This window comes from Streptomyces sp. WAC05374, assembly GCF_004353505.1.
Classification (GTDB): domain Bacteria; phylum Actinomycetota; class Actinomycetes; order Streptomycetales; family Streptomycetaceae; genus Streptomyces.
In genome coordinates this window covers 169,941-186,205 of the sequence record NZ_SMNQ01000012.1, presented here as the reverse complement: position 1 = coordinate 186,205, position 16,265 = coordinate 169,941, and the positions used below count along the sequence as shown (strand labels likewise).

Annotated in this window: 15 protein-coding genes; 4 read left to right on the top strand and 11 right to left on the bottom strand. The window is 74.6% G+C overall.

The genetic code is table 11. The annotated features are described in order from the left end of the window. Positions 1-7: 7 nt before the first annotated feature. From E2B92_RS22520 to E2B92_RS22485, 8 genes are all read right to left on the bottom strand, one after another. On the bottom strand, positions 8-1,891 hold the full coding sequence (locus E2B92_RS22520; protein WP_126884205.1) for an ABC transporter transmembrane domain-containing protein: 1,884 nt from the start codon (positions 1,889-1,891) through the stop codon (positions 8-10). Between the two features lie 161 nt (positions 1,892-2,052). Next, entirely contained in the window at positions 2,053-2,487 is a 435-nt protein-coding gene (locus E2B92_RS22515) for a lasso peptide biosynthesis B2 protein (protein ID WP_126884204.1), read from the bottom strand. Beyond that, complete coding sequence (locus tag E2B92_RS22510) at positions 2,484-2,738, bottom strand: lasso peptide biosynthesis PqqD family chaperone (protein WP_126884203.1); 255 nt, start codon at positions 2,736-2,738, stop codon at positions 2,484-2,486. Before E2B92_RS22510 ends, E2B92_RS22515 begins: the two co-directional genes overlap by 4 nt. Positions 2,739-2,780: 42 nt before the next feature. Next, positions 2,781-4,637, bottom strand: coding sequence for a lasso peptide isopeptide bond-forming cyclase (locus tag E2B92_RS22505; RefSeq protein ID WP_126884202.1), 1,857 nt, complete (start codon positions 4,635-4,637; stop codon positions 2,781-2,783). Positions 4,638-4,662: 25 nt separating this feature from the next. Beyond that, positions 4,663-4,773 (bottom strand): keywimysin-related RiPP, encoded by a 111-nt coding sequence (locus tag E2B92_RS22500; RefSeq protein ID WP_126884201.1) that lies wholly within the window; start codon positions 4,771-4,773, stop codon positions 4,663-4,665. An 861-nt stretch (positions 4,774-5,634) separates the two neighbouring features. Then, positions 5,635-6,123, bottom strand: coding sequence for a GNAT family N-acetyltransferase (locus E2B92_RS22495; protein ID WP_126884200.1), 489 nt, complete (start codon positions 6,121-6,123; stop codon positions 5,635-5,637). A gap of 185 nt (positions 6,124-6,308) precedes the next feature. Then, positions 6,309-7,190 (bottom strand): hypothetical protein, encoded by an 882-nt coding sequence (locus E2B92_RS22490; RefSeq protein ID WP_126884199.1) that lies wholly within the window; start codon positions 7,188-7,190, stop codon positions 6,309-6,311. A gap of 48 nt (positions 7,191-7,238) precedes the next feature. Then, a complete protein-coding gene (locus tag E2B92_RS22485) occupies positions 7,239-7,628 on the bottom strand; it encodes a VOC family protein (RefSeq protein ID WP_126884198.1) in 390 nt (129 codons plus the stop codon). 65 nt (positions 7,629-7,693) lie between these two features. Between E2B92_RS22485 and E2B92_RS22480 the strand changes: the two genes are divergently transcribed. Next, positions 7,694-8,320 carry a nucleoside/nucleotide kinase family protein gene (locus E2B92_RS22480; protein ID WP_126884197.1) on the top strand — a complete coding sequence of 209 codons (627 nt, stop codon included), beginning with the start codon at positions 7,694-7,696 and terminating at the stop codon, positions 8,318-8,320. Between the two features lie 7 nt (positions 8,321-8,327). Here the strand turns inward: E2B92_RS22480 and E2B92_RS22475 are convergent, their stop codons facing one another. Further along, positions 8,328-9,095 (bottom strand): CTP synthase C-terminal region-related (seleno)protein, encoded by a 768-nt coding sequence (locus tag E2B92_RS22475; RefSeq protein WP_235023922.1) that lies wholly within the window; start codon positions 9,093-9,095, stop codon positions 8,328-8,330. A gap of 153 nt (positions 9,096-9,248) precedes the next feature. Here E2B92_RS22475 and E2B92_RS22470 point away from each other — a divergent pair, with 153 nt between their 5' ends. Together E2B92_RS22470 and E2B92_RS22465 are read left to right on the top strand one after the other, a co-directional pair. Next, positions 9,249-10,139: a LysR family transcriptional regulator gene (locus E2B92_RS22470; protein WP_126884195.1), complete on the top strand. Its 891-nt coding sequence runs from the start codon at positions 9,249-9,251 to the stop codon at positions 10,137-10,139. Between the two features lie 166 nt (positions 10,140-10,305). After that, entirely contained in the window at positions 10,306-11,445 is a 1,140-nt protein-coding gene (locus E2B92_RS22465; protein ID WP_126884194.1) for an aminopeptidase P family protein, read from the top strand. Positions 11,446-11,451: 6 nt separating this feature from the next. On the opposite strand, the gene treZ is transcribed toward E2B92_RS22465, so the two are convergent. Then, on the bottom strand, positions 11,452-13,197 hold the full coding sequence (gene treZ / locus E2B92_RS22460) for a malto-oligosyltrehalose trehalohydrolase (protein WP_126884193.1): 1,746 nt from the start codon (positions 13,195-13,197) through the stop codon (positions 11,452-11,454). 159 nt (positions 13,198-13,356) lie between these two features. On the opposite strand from treZ, the gene E2B92_RS22455 reads away from it, so the two are divergent. Continuing rightward, entirely contained in the window at positions 13,357-13,905 is a 549-nt protein-coding gene (locus E2B92_RS22455) for a DUF1707 and FHA domain-containing protein (RefSeq protein ID WP_126884192.1), read from the top strand. 1 nt (position 13,906) lies between these two features. Here the strand turns inward: E2B92_RS22455 and treY are convergent, their stop codons facing one another. Then, positions 13,907-16,243: a malto-oligosyltrehalose synthase gene (gene treY, locus E2B92_RS22450; RefSeq protein ID WP_126884191.1), complete on the bottom strand. Its 2,337-nt coding sequence runs from the start codon at positions 16,241-16,243 to the stop codon at positions 13,907-13,909. Positions 16,244-16,265: the final 22 nt, after the last annotated feature.

Genomic DNA, 16,265 nt, shown 5'->3' with positions numbered 1-16,265 from the left:
GGGTGTGTCAGGGCAGCGAGTGCGGTGCGGCCGGAGGGTGGAGGATCTGTCCGGCGGCGAGCCGGCGGTAGGTGGCGCTGGTGGTGAGCAGGTCCTTGTGACGTCCCCGGGCGGTGGCGCGGCCGTCATGGAGGACGATGATCTGGTCGGCGTGCTGGACCGTGGACAGCCGGTGCGCGATCACCAGAAGGGCGCATTCCCGCGCGGCGTCCCTCATGACCTCGGTCAGCGCGGCTTCGTTGATGCTGTCCAGGTGCGAGGTCGGTTCGTCGAGCAGCAGGAGCGCCGGCCGGGCGAGCAGCGCGCGGGCCAGGGCGACCCGCTGGCGTTCACCCGCCGAGAGCGTGCCCCCGCGCGGGCCGAGCGTTCCCGACAGCCCGCCGGGCAGCCCGCGGACGACGCCCTCCAGCCGGGCCAGCTCGATGACGCGCCGCACCTCCGCGTCGGTGGCGTCGGGCGCGGCGTAGGTGATGTTGTCCCGGAGCGTGCCGTGGACGACGTGGGTGTCCTGGTCGACGACGGCGATGCGTTCCCGGCAGGCGGCGCGGCTCAGTTCGGTGGCGGGCAGACCGTCGAAGAGCAGACGTCCGGAGTCCGGTTCGTAGAACCTGGCGGCCAGCGCGAAGATCGTGCTCTTGCCGGCTCCCGACCGGCCGACCAGAGCGGTCTGACCGCGGCGGGGGACGGTGAAGGAGACGCCGCGCAGGACCGGCCGGTCCGGTGTGTAGCCGAAGCGGACGTCACACAGGGCGAGGGCCGGTGCTGGGTCCGGCTTCCCGCCGGTGCGGTCGGGCTTCCCGTCGGTGGGGTCCGGCTCCGCGCCGGTGTGGTCCGCCTCCCCGCCGGTGCGGACCGGCTCCCTCACGACGGCGGCCGGCGGGCGTACGGGGGCCCGGGTGGCCGGGCCGGGGGCGGTGTCCTTCCGCGGCCGCTCCCCGGGCGGCGCGGACGCGGGCCCGGTCGGTTCCACGGGCAGGTGGAGGGCCTCCTCGATGCGCTGGTAGGCACCCATGCCGCGCTGGATCAGACCCACCGCGCGGAAGACGGACGACAGCGGCAGCACCAGGTACGAGGCGTACAGCAGGAAGGCCACCAGGTCGCCGAGGGAGTTGGCGTGGCCGCTCACCCTGAGCCCGCCGATGACGAGGACGATGAGGAAGGAGCCCTGGACGGCGAGTTCGACGGCCGGGCTCATGACGGAGGCGAGCTTCGCGGTCCGTACCCCCGCGTCGTACGCCGTGTCGACCCGCTCTCCGATACGGGCCGCCTCCCGGTCCTCCGCACGGTGGACCCGGACCATCGGGAGCGCGCCGAGCGCCCGTTCCAGGTCGGCGGCGATCGCGCCGACCGACTCCTGCATGCGTTCGGAGGCGGCCCGGATGCCCTTGAGCAGGGAGGCGACGACCACGGCGGCCAGCGCCACGGTCAGGGCCACCAGGAGCAGCAGCAGCGGGTCGATCCACAGCATCAGCGCGACCGCGCCCGCCGCGACGAGGGCGCCCGTCACGAGGTCGACCAGCGCCTGGGACACCACTTCCCTCAGCAGGGTGGTGTCGGCGGTGACCCGGGAGATCAGGTCACCGCCGCGGTGCCGGTCGTACTCCCGCATCTCCAGCCGGAGCAGGCGCGCCACCAGCCCGTGCCGGAGCCGGCGTACGACGCCCTCGCCCATGCGCTCCAGGACGAAGCGGCCCACCGCGCCGGTCGCCGCCTCGGCCACGAACAGCACCGCCAGGGCCAGCAGGAGCGGCCACAGCACCTGCCCGCGGCCACTGGCGTCGACGGCCTGCTTGGCGACGAGCGGCTGGGCGAGACCCAGGGCCGAGCCGACCAGGGTGAGCACGGTGGCGACGACGATGGACGCCCGGTGCCCGGCGGTCAGCCGGTACATGGTCGCGACCGCGGCGCGGGTGGAGCGGTCGCCTTCCGTCGGTACGTCGGGGAGTGGGGGTGACTGGGGCTGTGCCCGGTTCTCCGGATGCGCCGACGGCTCCGGGTGTGGCGGTGACTCCGGATGTGGCTGTGGCGGTGCGGGGTCCGCGGTGCTGTCGGTCATCGGTCCGGGCGGCTCCTGGCCGCGACCGCGATCAGCCGGGTGAAGTAGCCGTCGGGGACGCCCTCCCCGACGGGCCGGCCGTCCGCCTCGATCCAGGCGTGGGCGTTGAAGGGCGGCACCGTGCTCACGCCCGTGCACCACGTCGGCCACGTCCCCGACAGGCGGCACAGCAGCGCGGCGCCCAGCGAGCGGGGCAGGCAGCCCTTGGGGCCCGCGCAGCGCAGGCTCACCGCGCACATGGCGTCCCGCGCGGCCTGGGCCTGGGCGGTGGTGGCCGGTGCGGCGCCCCGGCGCGCGACGTCCAGCACCGCCCGGATACGGCGCGGCGGCAGGAGCGCCAGCGCGACGGCGGGCAGGAGGACGGCACGGGCGCCCAGCCGCCGTGCGAAGGGGACACCGGTGGGCCTCTCCAGGGCGCTCGGCGTCGTCATTCGGCCAGCCCCGACGTCCGCAGCTCCGCCACCAGCGCCGCGACGTCCTCCTCCGCCCGCGCGCGGTCGATGTCGAACTCGGCCACCAGCGCGTCGGCCGCCGCCGCTTCGTCACCGCCCGCCATCAGCGTCCTGACCACCAGGGTGCCGGTGGGATTCAGCTCCCAGTACTCCCCGGCGCGTTCGTCCAGGAGCACCGTGCCGTAGTCCGTCTCCGCCGTGGAGACGTTGGCGCCGAACCGCAATGCCATGGTGTGCGTACCTTTCGCGTGGTCCAGTGCGGGAGTCGGTTCTCAAGGAGTCGTGCGGGCTGCGGCCTTGGTCGTACGGGGCAGTCCGCGCAGCCACACTTCGGCGGCGATGGTCGAGTAGAGGGTCGCGTGCTGGAGGTCGGGTGTGGAGGGCCGTTCGGCGAGGCGGCGCAGGGCTGCGCCGTCGACGAGGCCGAGTCGCTCGAGGTGGGAGTCCTCCCACAGGGCCCGGAGGTCCGCGCGGTGCCGGCGCAGTCCGTCGGCGGCGTCCATGGAGGCGGCGGCCTTGTTGGTGCGGCGCAGGCACGGGTCGGGCACGACGCCGCGCATGGCGGCGGCGAGGAGGGGTTTGTACTGCCAGGGCGTGACGCGTTCGCTCGGCCGGACGGCGAGGCACGTCTCGATGACGCGGTCGTCGAGGAAGGGTGAGGCCATCGGCACTCCGGCACGGGCCGCCATGCGGTCCCATTGGCGGATGATGCGGGTGCAGGAGCGGATCTGTTCCAGGTCGGCGTGCAGGCCGCGGTCCCGGTGGTGGGGTGCGGTGTCCTCGGCGGCCCGGCGCAGGGCCTGGCGGGCGATCTCCTCGGCGTCGGGGGTGACCCAGGGGAAGAGTCGCGGGGGCATGCCCCAGCCGAGGCTGGTGATGGCGGTCGGGGGCAGCGGGTCGCGCAGGTGCGTGGCCGTGTCGGCCAGCCAGGCGGGGTAGGGGCGCTGGTCGGCCAGGGCCTTGAGGGTGGTGGTGAGCGGCCACTGCCACAGGGCGCGGAAGCCGCGCAGTTGCCGCAGGGCGAACAGCGGGTGGGTGCGGGCCAGCCGGTGGTAGTAGGCCTCGGAGCACCAGGCGACGTGGTCGCCGCCGATGCCGGTCAGGTGCACGCGGCTGCCCCGCTCGGCCATGGCGGGCAGGTGGTGCAGGACGCGTGAGCGGTCCATGACGCCGATGGTCGGTTCGTCCAGCAGGTCGTCGATGGCCAGGAGATCGGTGTAGACGAGCGGGGAGGCGTCGGCGTCCCAGACGACGTGTTCCACGCCGGGCAGGGACTCGGCGGCCAGTGTGGCCCAGTGCAGGTCGGTGTCGGCGGGGTCGCGTCCCGGCCAGGTGCTGGCGACCACCCGCGCGGGGGAGCGCGCGGCCAGGAAGCAGATGGAGGTGGAGTCCAGGCCGCCGGACAGATCGCAGCTCACCACGCCGCCCTGCCGGGTACGGGCGTCCACCGCCGCCGTCAGCGCCTCACGCACCAGCGGCGCGCTCCCGGCGAGCGGCCGTACGGGCTCGGGCGGGGTCCACCAGCGCGAGTGGCGCACGGTACGCCCGTCCTGAGCGACGATCAGGGCGTCCTCCGGGCGTACGGCGGTGACGCCCTGCCACATCGGGGCCTCACCGAGCGGGTGGGGGACCGGCCACAGCAGGCGGAGGGCCAGTTGCTCCCGGTCCGGTTCGGCGCCGAGCGCACCGGCGAGCACGTCGGCCCGGCTGGCGGCCACCCGCACGCCGTCCACGGACGCGTGGAACACCAGCCGGAGCCCGGACGCGGTGCCCTGCACGCCGAGCCGCCCGTCGAGGGCGGCGACGAGGTGGAAGCTGCCGGGCAGCGTACGGGCCAGCGCGCCCAGTCCGGCGAGGTCACGCAGCCGGCCGGCATGGCGCTCGAGCTCCGTGGCGTCGATGGGACAGCAACCGATGACGGCGAGGGCCGTGTGGCCGGCGCGCGCGCTGACCATGTCCTGGTCGTGCCACTGCCCGACCAGCCAGGGCCGGCCCGAGGCGTGCTTCAGGACGCGCGTTCCGGGGCTGGAGAAGGAGCGGGCCACGGCGGCCGCGTCCTCACGGTCGGGAAAGACCGTGAAGTGCGCGTCGCCGGGGCCCGTCCCCGCACTCTCGTGCAGTTCAGTCATGACGTCGGGTCAGAACCGTCGGTCGTCAGTTCTTGCTCAGGAGCAGCCGGTCGTTGCCCGAGAAGCCCAGGAGCCCGGTCCTCTTGCGGAACGTCCCGAGCCTGGCGAGCGTCGGCGCTTCGTAAGCCTTCTTCATGACCTCTCCTCGTGTGCGGACGTCACGACCGCATCCCTGGCCGGCTGTGAACCGGAAGCCGGTTCACGGCTGCCTGCCCATGGCTCATCGGGAGCCACGGACGGGGAAGCGGCGTACGCAATAGCTATCCGCAAAGGGGAAGGCGCGGCAAGGTGACTAATCAGAATAATGCGATATGTAAAGCATGGATGCAGCCATGTTCAAGCCTGATGGATGGCGGTCTTCGTTCAATGGGAAACATTCCGTGCGCCGAAAGGAACAAAAGATCGAAAAATCGTTTTCACCTGCGTTCCGAAAGGCACTCCGCGTGCTCGGGCCGGGCGTATGCCGGTCGCGATGGCCCGGAGTCGCCGGAGTGCGCCCCGGATGCGCCGCTCCCCGGGGGCGCCGCTGTATCCGGCGCATATGGCTGAATCGCCACCCTGTGGTCGTCGCCTCGGCGGCACGCGAGATCGATGGGGGAACCTCAGTGCGGTCGTACGGCGAGTAAGTCCGGCGGTACGGCGGACAGGACGGGCCTCTGCCCGGGTGCACGGAATATGTGGGTGCACGGAATGGGTGCGCTCGCACCGGGGGAGGGAAGCTTCGTCGCATGTTTCGGGAACACCTGAGGACCGGCCGGAAAATGTGCCGGGGTATCGCCTCACGGCTGTCACGCAACGTGGGCATGACGAATGACCGGACCGGCAGGAGGTATTCGCTCCTGCAAGGGAATGATCGCGTCCGGTACGAGGTGACGCCTGTCGCGGCGGTGAAGCGGAACGAGCGGTCGCCGCGCCCGAGTGGGCGGGGGCGCGAGGCGCCACCTCATTGGGTGCCCCGAAAAGGCGCTCGCACACCTCCGCCGTTTCTGAAGCGGTGTCACTCGCCGCCTGCATGCCGCAGGAAGCGAAGGCCCGGGCGGCCGTCCAGGTCGACGTCGCCCACGGGCACGAATCCCGTGCGCGCCAGCACGGCGCGCGAGCCGGCGTTGTCCAGCGTGGTGACGGCACGCAGACTCGTCAGGCGGTACTCCGTGGCGGCCAGGGCGCAGACCTCACGCACGGCGGCCGTCGCCAGTCCGCGTCCGGCCGCCCGTTCGGCGATCCGGTACCCCAGCTCGGCCGAACCGTCCGCCACGTCGGCCAGGTTGACCCGCCCCAGCACCTCCCCGCCGTCGTCCACCACGACGTGGAAGAACAGCAGCCCCGCCTCCTGATCGGTCATCAACGCGTGGTGCCGCGCGTCGAAGTGGGTGAAGTAGTCGTCGCCACGGTCGGGGATCGAAGCGGCGAAGTAGGCGCGGTTCTCCCGCTCGAACCGGAGAAGAGCCGGGGCATGGTCGAACCGGAGGCGCTGGAGGAGAGGCATCGGGCAAGGTTACGCACCCGTGCTCCCGCCCCGGCGCCGGCCGGCTCCCCTCGGCCCGGGGCGGACGCGAGGTCCCTGTGGTGTCCGTGCCCTGGGTTCACCGCCGTACGACGCCTTCCGGCACTCGGCGCCTGCTCCAGGACCGGGGTGCCGGCTACACCCCCGGATGGCCCAGGGCGAGGGCCTCACCGGCGAGCTCCTCCGGAGCGGGCGCCCCGTCCAGGGCGGCCACGGCACGGTCGAGGGCGCGCCGTGCCGCGTCCGGGTCGCCGGCGTGACGCTCCAGGCGGACGAGCGTGGAGAACGCCGACACCCGGTCCGCGGGCGCGTCCTGGAGCGCCGCGTACAGCCGCTGGGCGCGGGCGGTGCCCGTTTACCCCGGCCGACCCTTCCGGCCCGTCCACCCCGGCCGACCCTTCCGGCCCGTCCACCCCTTCCGGCCCGTCCGGCCCAGCGCCGCCGGCCGCCCACGGCCGGGCCGGGGCTTCACAGCCGGCCGCGAGGACCGCGTCACGCACCGAAGGGCGCGGTTCGTCGTCGTGCATGAGCCGGTAGGCCCGGCCCTCCCGGGCATTGAGCAGCACGAAGTCCGGCTCCGTTCGCGCACCGGCGGCGTGCAGCCGGGCGAGCAGCTCGACCGGTGAACGCTCCGGGAGGCCGAGGCCCGCGCGCAGCTCGGCGCGGTCGGCGTCCAGCGTCGGCCCGTACCACTCGCGCAGCTCCTCCTCTTCCTCGGCGACCGCGGCCAGAACGCGCTCCTCGCCGTCCTCCGGCGCCACGCTCGCCGGACACGCGGGCAGGCCGATGAGGATGTCGAGCGCCTCCCGCACACCGGCGCCGATCAGCCCCGCGTCCCCCTCCGACGAGGCGTACAGCACGGGTCCGCCGTCGCAGACGAAATACGTGCCGCCCGTGTCGTCCCCGGCTATCGGCTCCAGCGACGCACCGGAGGCCAGCCGCACGTCCTCGCAGTGCTCGGTGCGGTGGATGTCGAAGCCGAAGGGGTACGCGGCCAGTTCGGCGAGGCGCGGCCGCGTGCGCAGCAGCTCCAGCAAGGGGTGCGTCATGTCACAGAACGTAACAGCCCCCACTGACAACGGCCCCGCCGCCGGGGCTCAGGCCGGCTGCAGCAGGTCCCACCGGTTGCCGTACAGGTCCTCGAAGACCGCCACCGTGCCGTACGGCTCGTGCCGGGGCTCCTCCAGGAACCGCACCCCGGCCGCCAGCATCCGGGCCCGGTCACCGGCGAAGTCCTCGGTGTGCAGGAAGAACCCGACGCGCCCGCCGGTCTGCGCCCCCACGCTCGCCTCCTGCTCCGCGCCCGCCGCGCGGGCCAGCACCAGCCCGGTCCCGGGCGCGGCGCCCTGGGGCCGGACCACGACCCACCGCGTCCCGTCCCCGCGGTCGGTGTCCTCGACCAGTTCGAAGCCGAGGGCACCCGTGTAGAAGCGGATGGCCTCGTCGTAGTCACGGACGACGAGAGTGATCAGGGCGATGTGCGGCATACCCGCGACGTTATACGTATGACAGCGGTCTGACCAGCAGGCGTGCGGAGTGCCACACTGCCCGCATGGACTCGCAGCAGCTCGAAGGCCTCACCGTCCGCGCCCGCCGCCTCGCCGCCCCGGGCGGCCGCCGCATCCTCGGCCTCGCCGGAGCACCCGGCGCGGGCAAGTCCACCCTGGCGGCCCGGCTGGTCGAACGCCTCGGCGGCCTCGCCGCCCTCGTCCCCATGGACGGTTTCCACCTCGCCCAGGCCGAGTTGCGCCGCCTGGGCCGCACCGCGCGCAAGGGCGCCCCCGACACGTTCGACGCCGCCGGGTACGCCGCCCTGCTCGCCCGCCTCCGCGCGGCCGAACCCGGCACGGTCGTCTACGCCCCCGCCTTCGACCGGGCCCTGGAGGAACCGGTCGCCGGAAGCATCCCGGTCGGCCCCGAGGTGCCGCTCGTCGTCACGGAGGGCAACTACCTCCTCCACGACGACGGCCCCTGGGCGGCCGTCCGTCCCCTCCTCGACGAGGTCTGGTTCCTGGAACTGGACGACCACCGCCGCGTCCACCGGCTCGTCGAACGCCATGTGCGGTTCGGCAAGGACCGCTCCCGCGCCGAGCGCTGGGTCAGGGACTCCGACGAGGCCAACGCCCGCCTCGTCACCGCCGGACGGGCCCGCGCCGACCTCGTCGTACCCATGAGCTGAACACGGCTCAGACCGCCCGGCCCGCCCCCGCGTGCCGCACCGCCGCCGACGCCAGCGCCCGTACGACCGGGTGCGGGCGCGTCCCGTCACCGGCCAGTTCCGGCTGGAACAGCGTGGCCAGGAAGAAGGGGTGCCCGGGCAGTTCCGCCATCCGCACCTGCCCGTCCCCGTCCTCGCCGGTGAACCGCAGCCCGTGCGCCCGCAGCACGTCCAGGTGGTCCCGGTCCGGGCCGTACGCGCACTGGTACCGCTCCACGAGCCGTTCGGCACCGATCACCGACTCGGCCAGCGACCCGGGGGTCACGCGCACCGCCCCCTCGTGGCCGGCGAGCGAGCACGCGAGCCGTCCGATCACCACGTCCCCGGGGGCGGCCGCGGGGTCGTTCTCGGCGTGCGCCGCCCGGGCCAGCCCGCAGACGTTGCGGGCGTACTCCAGCAGCGCGTGCTGGAAGCCGCCGCACGTCCCGAGGAACGGGATCTCCCGCTCGCGTGCGGTACGGATCGCCTCCAGCGCGCCCGCCTCACTGCGGTACGGGCTGCCGGGCAGCAGCCACACCGCGTCGAACCCCTCCACGGCACCGGGCTCGGCGGCGGCGTCGGTCGGCACCCAGTACGGGTCGAGCACGAGGCCGTCCCGCTCGGCGAGTGCGCCGAGGAGCAGCGGCACACGGACGTGGGACTCCACCGTGGCGGAGCGGTCGCCGACCAGGGCGATCCGGGCGACGGGCCCGGCGGAGTGCGGCGCGACAGGGCTGCCCGCTACGAGGTTCGTCATGCCCGACATGCTGGTCGGCGCCGCCCGTTCACGTCCAACGACGATTCCTGCACCCCCCATCAGGAACGCTGATGGCCCACGCGTACGGCCCGGCGACGGTTCTGGCCCCGGCCCGGCGAGGCGGGCGCCGGGCCGGGCAGGACACTGATGCCCATGGACCCGCACCTGCTCCGTACGTTCGTGACGGTGGCCCGGCTCGCCTCCTTCTCCGCGGCCGCCCGTGAACTGGGCTACACCCAGTCGGCCGTCTCCCAGCACGTGGCCGCCCTGGAGGGGGACCTCGGCGTGCCCCTGCTGGTCCGCCGTCCGGTCGCCCCCACCCGCGCCGGTGAACGCCTCCTGGAACACGCCCGGCCCCTGCTGCTCCGGCTCGACGCCGCACGCGCCGACCTCGCGCGCATGGCCGCCGAACCGGCCGGTGACCTGACCCTCGCCGCCGCCCCGCTCGCCGTCCACCCCGGCACCCTCGCCGCCCTGCCCGCCACCCGCGTCACCCTGCGCGTGCTGCCCCGCGACGAGATCCCCGACGCCCTGGCGGAAGGGGCGGCCGACCTCGGGCTCGTCGACGGACTGGCCGCCCCCAACGACCCGCTGCGGCTCCCGGACGTCGCCCCGCTCACCGCGACGCGGGTGGCCGAGGCCCCGCTCGCCGTCCACCTGCCGTCCGGTCACCCCCTCGCCCACCGCCCCGGGCTGCGCCTCGTCGACCTCCTCGACGCCCGGTGGCTCGACGCCCCGGCCGCCGGCCTGCCGCTCGACCGGCTCCGGGCGGTCCAGCCGGCCCCGGGCTTCCGCCCCGCCCTCCGCTACGACGGCAGCGACGTCCGCACCCTGACCGCCCTCGCGGCGGCCGGGCACGGCCTGACGCTCCTGCCGGTGACCGTCCCGCCGGCCCCCGGCGCCACCGCCGTGCCCCTCACCGCACCGCGCCTGGTGCACCGCACCGAACTCCTCCACAGCGGCGAACCGGCGGGCCCCGCCGCCACCGTGGCCGCCGCCCTGACCGCCGCCGGGAACGAACCGGGGGCCCGGCCGCCGCGCTGACCGCCGCCGGGAACGAACCGGGGGCCCGGCCGCCGCGCTGACCGCCGCCAGGAGCGAACCGGGGGCCCCGCCGCCGCGCTGACCGCCGCCAGGAGCGAACCGGCGGGCGCGGCCGGTCCGCGTATGTCGCTCGCGCCCGGCCGGACGCCCGGCGAGGATGGCCGTCATGGACAGCCGTAGCGACCTCGCGACCACCCCGTTCACCGCCGACGACTACCGCACCCGCATGGCCCGCGCCACCGAAGCCGCCACCGCTGCCGGGCTCGCCGGGCTCCTGGTCGCGCCCGGCCCCGACCTGGCCCACCTCACCGGCTACCGGCCCACCGCCGACACCGAGCGCCTCACCCTGCTCGTCCTCGCGCCCGGCCACGACCCCGTCCTCGTCGTGCCGGCCCTGGAGGCGCCCGACGCCGAACGGGCGCCCGGGGCCGCCGCGCTCACCCTCCGGGACTGGACCGACGGCACCGACCCGTACGCCGCCACCGCCCCGCTCCTCGACCCCAAGGGCCGCTTCGGGGTGAGCGACAACGCCTGGGCCATGCACCTGCTCGGGCTCCAGAAGGAGCTGCCGGACTCCTCGTACGCCGCGCTCAGCGACGCCCTGCCCATGCTGCGGGCGGTCAAGGACGCCTCCGAGCTGGCCCGGCTGGAGGCGGCGGGCGCGGCCGCCGACGAGGCGTACCGCGAGATCCTCCAGGTGCGGTTCGCCGGGCGCAAGGAGACGGAGATCGCCGCCGATCTGGCCGCGCTGCTGCGGCGGTTCGGCCACTCGCAGGTGGACTTCACCGTGGTCGGGTCGGGCCCCAACGGCGCCAACCCGCACCACGAGGCGGGGGAGCGCACCATCGAGGACGGCGACATGGTCGTCCTCGACTTCGGCGGCCTCAAGCACGGGTACGGCTCCGACACCACCCGTACCGTGCACGTCGGGGAGCCGACACCGGAGGAGCGGCGTGTCCACGACGTCGTGCGGGAGGCCCAGCAGGCCGGGTTCGAGGCGGTCGCGCCGGGCGCGGCGTGCCAGGACGTCGACCGGGCGGCCCGCGCGGTGATCACCGACGCCGGGTACGGCGAGTACTTCATCCACCGCACCGGCCACGGCATCGGCGTCACCACGCACGAGCCGCCGTACATGATCGAGGGCGAGGAGCAGCCCCTCGTCCCCGGCATGTGCTTCTCCATCGAGCCCGGGATCTACCTCCCGGGCCGCTTCGGCGTCCGCATCGAGGACATCGTCGCGGTCACCGCGGACGGCCGCGGGCGCCGCCTCAACACCACTCCGCGGGAACTCGCCCTCGTGCGGTAGCCCGGCTCACACGTCCGCGAGGATGACGCACGATTCCGGCGGCAGCGTCATCAGCCCGTCCCCGTTGGGCATCTCCACCGGCTCCCAGGCCGCCAGCACCCGCACACGGGTGCCGAGCGGGACACGGGCGGGCTCCTTGGCGAAGTTGACCGCGACGCGCAGGTCCCCGCGCCGGTACGCCAGCCAGCGCGCCTCCTCGTCGAACGCCACCCGCACCGCCGCCAGGTCGGGGTCCGTCAGGTCCGGCTGGGCGGCCCGCAGGGCGATCAGCTCCCGGTACCAGGCCAGCAGCCGGGCGTGCGGCTGACGCTCCCGCTCCGCCCAGTCGAGGCAGGACCGGTCCCGGGTGGCCGGGTCCTGGGGGTCCGGGACGTCCTCCTCCGCCCAGCCGTGGGCGGCGAACTCCCGCCGCCGCCCGTTGCGGACCGCCTCGGCCAGCCCGGGGTCGGTGTGGTCGGTGAAGAACTGCCACGGGGTGCTCGCCCCCCACTCCTCGCCCATGAACAGCATCGGGGTGAACGGCCCCGTCAGGACCAGGGCCGCGGCGCACGCCAGCAGCCCTGGGGAGCAGGACGCGGACAGCCGGTCGCCCGTCGCGCGGTTGCCGACCTGGTCATGGGTCTGGGAGTAGCCCAGGAAGCGGTGTGCCGGGGTCCGCACCCGGTCGACCGGCCGCCCGTGCGTGCGGCCGCGGAACGTCGAGTACGTGCCGTCGTGGAAGAAGACATGGCCCAGGGTCTTGGCGAGGGCGGCGAGCGGGGCGCGCGCGAAGTCCGCGTAGTAGCCCTGCGACTCGCCGGTCAGGGCGGTGTGCAGGGCGTGGTGGAAGTCGTCGTTCCACTGGGCGTGCAGGCCAAGGCCCCCCGCGTCGCGGGGCGTCGTGGTGCGCGGGTCGGCCAGGTCCGACTCGGCGATCAGGAACAGCTCCCGGCCCTGCTCGGCCGCCAGTGCGTCCACGGCCGCCGACAGCTCCTCCAGGAACGTCAGCGCCCGGGTGTCGGCCAGCGCGTGCACGGCGTCCAGCCGCAGGCCGTCGATCCGGTAGTCGCGCAGCCAGGCCAGCGCGCTGCCCAGCAGGAACGCCCGGACCTCGTCCGAGCCGGGCGCGTCCAGGTTCACCGCCGCGCCCCACGGGGTGTGGTGGGTGTCGGTGAAGTACGGGCCGAACGCCGGGAGGTAGTTGCCGGAGGGGCCCAGGTGGTTGTGGACCACGTCCAGCACCACGCCCAGGCCCAGGCCGTGCGCCGTGTCGACGAAGCGCTTGAGCGCCTCGGGCCCGCCGTACGGCTCGTGGACCGCCCACAGCGACACGCCCTCGTACCCCCAGCCGTGCCGGCCGGGGAAGGGGCACAGCGGCATCAGCTCCACGTGCGTGATGCCCAGCTCCACCAGGTGGTCCAGGCGGGCGGCCGCCGCGTCGAGGGTGCCCTCGGGCGTGTACGTGCCGATGTGCAGCTCGTACAGCACGGCGCCGCGCAGGCCGCGTGCCGGGGGGTCGTGCCGCCAGGTGTGCGCGGCGTGGTCGACGACCGCGCTCAGGCCGTCCGGCCCGTCCGGCTGGCGCCGCGAGCGCGGATCGGGCAGCACGGGGCCGCCGTCCAGCGCGTACCCGTAGCGGGCGCCGTCAGCGGCCTCCGCCTCGGCCGTCCACCAGCCGTCACGCTCCGGGTCACGCTCCAACGGGTGCGCCGCACCCTGGAGTTGGAGCTCGACCCGTTCCTCTGCCTGCGGCGCCCACACCTCGAACAGCACTGGTGATCCCCTCGTCGTCGTAACGCCCCAATCCTGGCAAGATCGAGATCGGGAAGCACGACACTTGGCCGAACGGACCTCGTATCAAGACCGTACCAACGGGGTCCGACAGCGGGGCCCGTCTGGACACCCCGGCCCGACCGGACCGACAATCACGACGTGACGTCCGCTTTCGAGTCCTCCACGTACCCCGCTCGGCTCTCCGACGCCGACCGGGACCGTGCCCTGGGGCTGCTGAGGGAAGGCGCCGCGCAGGGCAAGCTGTCGCACGACACGTTCCTGCGGCGCATGGAACTGGCCCTGGTGGCCCGCCGCCCCGACGAGCTGGCGGCCCTCACCGCGGACCTGCACACCGAAGGGCGCTGGTCCAAGCGGCTGTTCGGCGCGGTCGAACGGATGTCCGCCTTTCATGTCCGGCTGCGCCGGGCGTGGCAGGCCGAGCGGCTGCCGAAGCTGCTGCTGCCCGAGCCCGGACCGTACCCCCTGCGCATAGGGCGGGACCCGGCCAACGGGCTGCGGCTCAGCCACGAGACGGTCTCCCGGCTGCACGCCGAACTGAGCCTCCAGAGCGGGCTGTGGGTCCTGCGCGACCTGGGCTCCACCAACGGCACCACCGTGAACGGACAGCGGGTCACCGGCTCGGTCGTCGTCCAGGCCGGTGACATGGTGGCCTTCGGGCGCATGAGCTTCCGCCTCTCCGCCCGCTGACTCACCCGGCCGCCGCCTCCTCCGGGACGGGCCGGCGGCTGAGCAGGGCCACCGGCCGGGCCGCGAACAGCTCCGCCACCGGCACCGGCTCGCCGCCCCGGAACTCCCGGCCCGCGTCCACGGCGTCGAACCAGCGCCCCTTGGGCAGCGTCAGGGAGGTGTCGCCCCAGCCGCCGCCCTCCGCCAGCCGCAGCGACAGCCGGGTGACCGCCGTGACCACCTCGCCCGAGCGGCAGAAGGCCACGCAGTGCTCCGCCGCCGGACCGCTCGCCGCCAGCGGCCGGTACGTCCCCGACGCCCCGAACACGTCCGGGTACCGGCGCCGCAGCCACAGCGCCGCGCGCGTGACGGCCGTTTTCTCGTCCGGTGGCCCCTCGCGGAACGGCCGCCGGTTGTCCGGGTCGACCAGCGCCAGGTACACCCGTTCCGTCTCCTGGTACAGGTCCGGTACGCCCGGCATGGTCAGGTGCAGCAGCGCCGCGCCCAGCGTGTTCGCCCGTGCGTACGGCTCCAGCTCCCGGGCCAGGAGGGAGACCGTGTACAGGCCCGGGCCGGCCGGTCCCGCGTCCACGAAGTCCAGCACCGCCTGCTCGTACGCCGGGTCCGGCTCCGTCCAGCTCGTGTGCAGCCCGGCCTCCCGCACCGACTTCAGCAGCGCCGGCGCCAGCCGGTCCCCGTACGGGTAGCCGAAGCCCAGCGCCGTCTGCCAGGCCGTCCACGCCACCTGCCCGTCGGGCGCCGGCGTCCGCGCCACGTCGTCCAGCAGCTTGGCCCACCGCTGCGGGCACTCCGACAGGACCGCGATCCGGGCCCGCACGTCGGCGCTGCGCTTGGTGTCGTGCGTGGACAGCACCGTGCCGGTGGCCGGCCAGTCACGGGCCAGCCGCTCACAGTAGGCGTGGAACTCCGCCGGGCCCACGGCCGGCCTGCCCGGCTCCCCGCCCACCTCGTTCGCCGACACCAGCGGCGTGTACCGGTAGAACGCCGTGTCCTCGACCGACTTCGCGCGCAGCGCCGACGAGGTCTGCGCGAACCGCGTCCGGAACGCCCGGTGCTCCGGCCCGTCCCCGAGCCGGCCCAGAGCGAGGTCCCGGACGACGTCCACGGCCGCCGCCTCCTCCGGCACCGTGAACGTCGCCCTGGCCTCCTCCGCCGCCTCGGCGGTCAGCACGTCCTCCGCCCCGGTGCCGTACGGGCGGTAGACCGGGACCCGGATCAGCAGCTCCCGCACCGCCGCGCGCAGCGCCCACGGGGCGTGGTCGCGCCGGTCGGGGCCGGCGGCGCAGACGGCCGCCGCCGTCCGGGTCAGGAACGCGACCTCCGAGGCCAGCTCGTGCGTCACCACCTTGTACGCGGCCCGGCGCGCCGTCGCCGCCCAGTGACCGCCCCGGTCCCCGGCGGGGGCCGCGAACCGCCGGTAGTGCTCCGCCAGTTCCGCCGCGCCCGCCTCGTCCACGAACAGCCCGTCCACCCTGCGCAGGGCGTCGTAGCCGGTCGTGCCGGCGACCGGCCACGTCCCGGGCAGCGGTTCCTCGCCGGTGAGGATCTTCTCGACGACGATCCAGCAGTCCCCGCCGGTCGCCCGCTCCAGCTCCCGCAGGTAGCCCTCGGGGTCGGCGAGCCCGTCCGGGTGGTCGATCCGCAGGCCCTCGACCACCCCGTCCCGCACCAGCTCGACGATTTTGGCATGGGTCGCCCTGAACACCTCGGGGTCCTCCACCCGCACCCCGATCAGGTCCGAAATGGTGAAGAACCGCCGGTAGTTCAGCTCGGTGCGGGCCAGCCGCCACCAGCTCAGCCGGTACCACTGGGCGTCCAGCAGCTCCGGCAGCGCCATCCCCTCCGTACCGGGCCGCAGCGGGAAGCGCTGCTCGCCGTAGTGCAGCGCCCCGCCCTCCACCCGCATCCGCGCCAGCTCCTCGCCGATCCGGTCCGCCAGCACCGGCAGCAGCACCTTCCCGCCGCCCGCCGCCCAGTCGATGTCGAACCAGCGGGCGTACGGCGAGGAGGGGCCGTCCCGCAGCACCTCCCACAGCGCCCGGTTGTGGCGCGGGGACGCCGCCATGTGGTTGGGCACGAGGTCCACCACCAGGCCGAGGCCGTGCGCCCGGGCGGTGCGCGCGAGGGCCCGCAGACCGGCCTCGCCGCCCAGCTCCTCGCGCACGCGCGCGTGGTCGGTGACGTCGTACCCGTGCGTGGAGCCGGGGACCGCCTCCAGGACCGGCGACAGATGCAGGTGCGAGACCCCGAGCGAGGCGAGGTACGGCACCGCTTCCCCGGCCGCCGGGAAGGGGAAGTCCGGCTGGATCTGGAGCCGATAGGTCGAGTTGGGCGTCATGCGAACGTACGTACCCGCTTGG

Excerpts from the sequence above, each read along its gene's own strand:
- E2B92_RS22520 (WP_126884205.1), bottom strand. The coding sequence starts at position 1,891 with ATGTACCGGCTGACCGCCGGGCACCGGGCGTCCATCGTCGTCGCCACC.
- E2B92_RS22515 (WP_126884204.1), bottom strand. The coding sequence starts at position 2,487 with ATGACGACGCCGAGCGCCCTGGAGAGGCCCACCGGTGTCCCCTTCGCA.
- E2B92_RS22510 (WP_126884203.1), bottom strand. The coding sequence starts at position 2,738 with ATGGCATTGCGGTTCGGCGCCAACGTCTCCACGGCGGAGACGGACTAC.
- E2B92_RS22505 (WP_126884202.1), bottom strand. The coding sequence starts at position 4,637 with ATGACTGAACTGCACGAGAGTGCGGGGACGGGCCCCGGCGACGCGCAC.
- E2B92_RS22500 (WP_126884201.1), bottom strand. The coding sequence starts at position 4,773 with ATGAAGAAGGCTTACGAAGCGCCGACGCTCGCCAGGCTCGGGACGTTC.
- E2B92_RS22495 (WP_126884200.1), bottom strand. The coding sequence starts at position 6,123 with ATGCCTCTCCTCCAGCGCCTCCGGTTCGACCATGCCCCGGCTCTTCTC.
- E2B92_RS22490 (WP_126884199.1), bottom strand. The coding sequence starts at position 7,190 with ATGACGCACCCCTTGCTGGAGCTGCTGCGCACGCGGCCGCGCCTCGCC.
- E2B92_RS22485 (WP_126884198.1), bottom strand. The coding sequence starts at position 7,628 with ATGCCGCACATCGCCCTGATCACTCTCGTCGTCCGTGACTACGACGAG.
- E2B92_RS22480 (WP_126884197.1), top strand. The coding sequence starts at position 7,694 with ATGGACTCGCAGCAGCTCGAAGGCCTCACCGTCCGCGCCCGCCGCCTC.
- E2B92_RS22475 (WP_235023922.1), bottom strand. The coding sequence starts at position 9,095 with ATGACGAACCTCGTAGCGGGCAGCCCTGTCGCGCCGCACTCCGCCGGG.
- E2B92_RS22470 (WP_126884195.1), top strand. The coding sequence starts at position 9,249 with ATGGACCCGCACCTGCTCCGTACGTTCGTGACGGTGGCCCGGCTCGCC.
- E2B92_RS22465 (WP_126884194.1), top strand. The coding sequence starts at position 10,306 with ATGGACAGCCGTAGCGACCTCGCGACCACCCCGTTCACCGCCGACGAC.
- treY (WP_126884191.1), bottom strand. The coding sequence starts at position 16,243 with ATGACGCCCAACTCGACCTATCGGCTCCAGATCCAGCCGGACTTCCCC.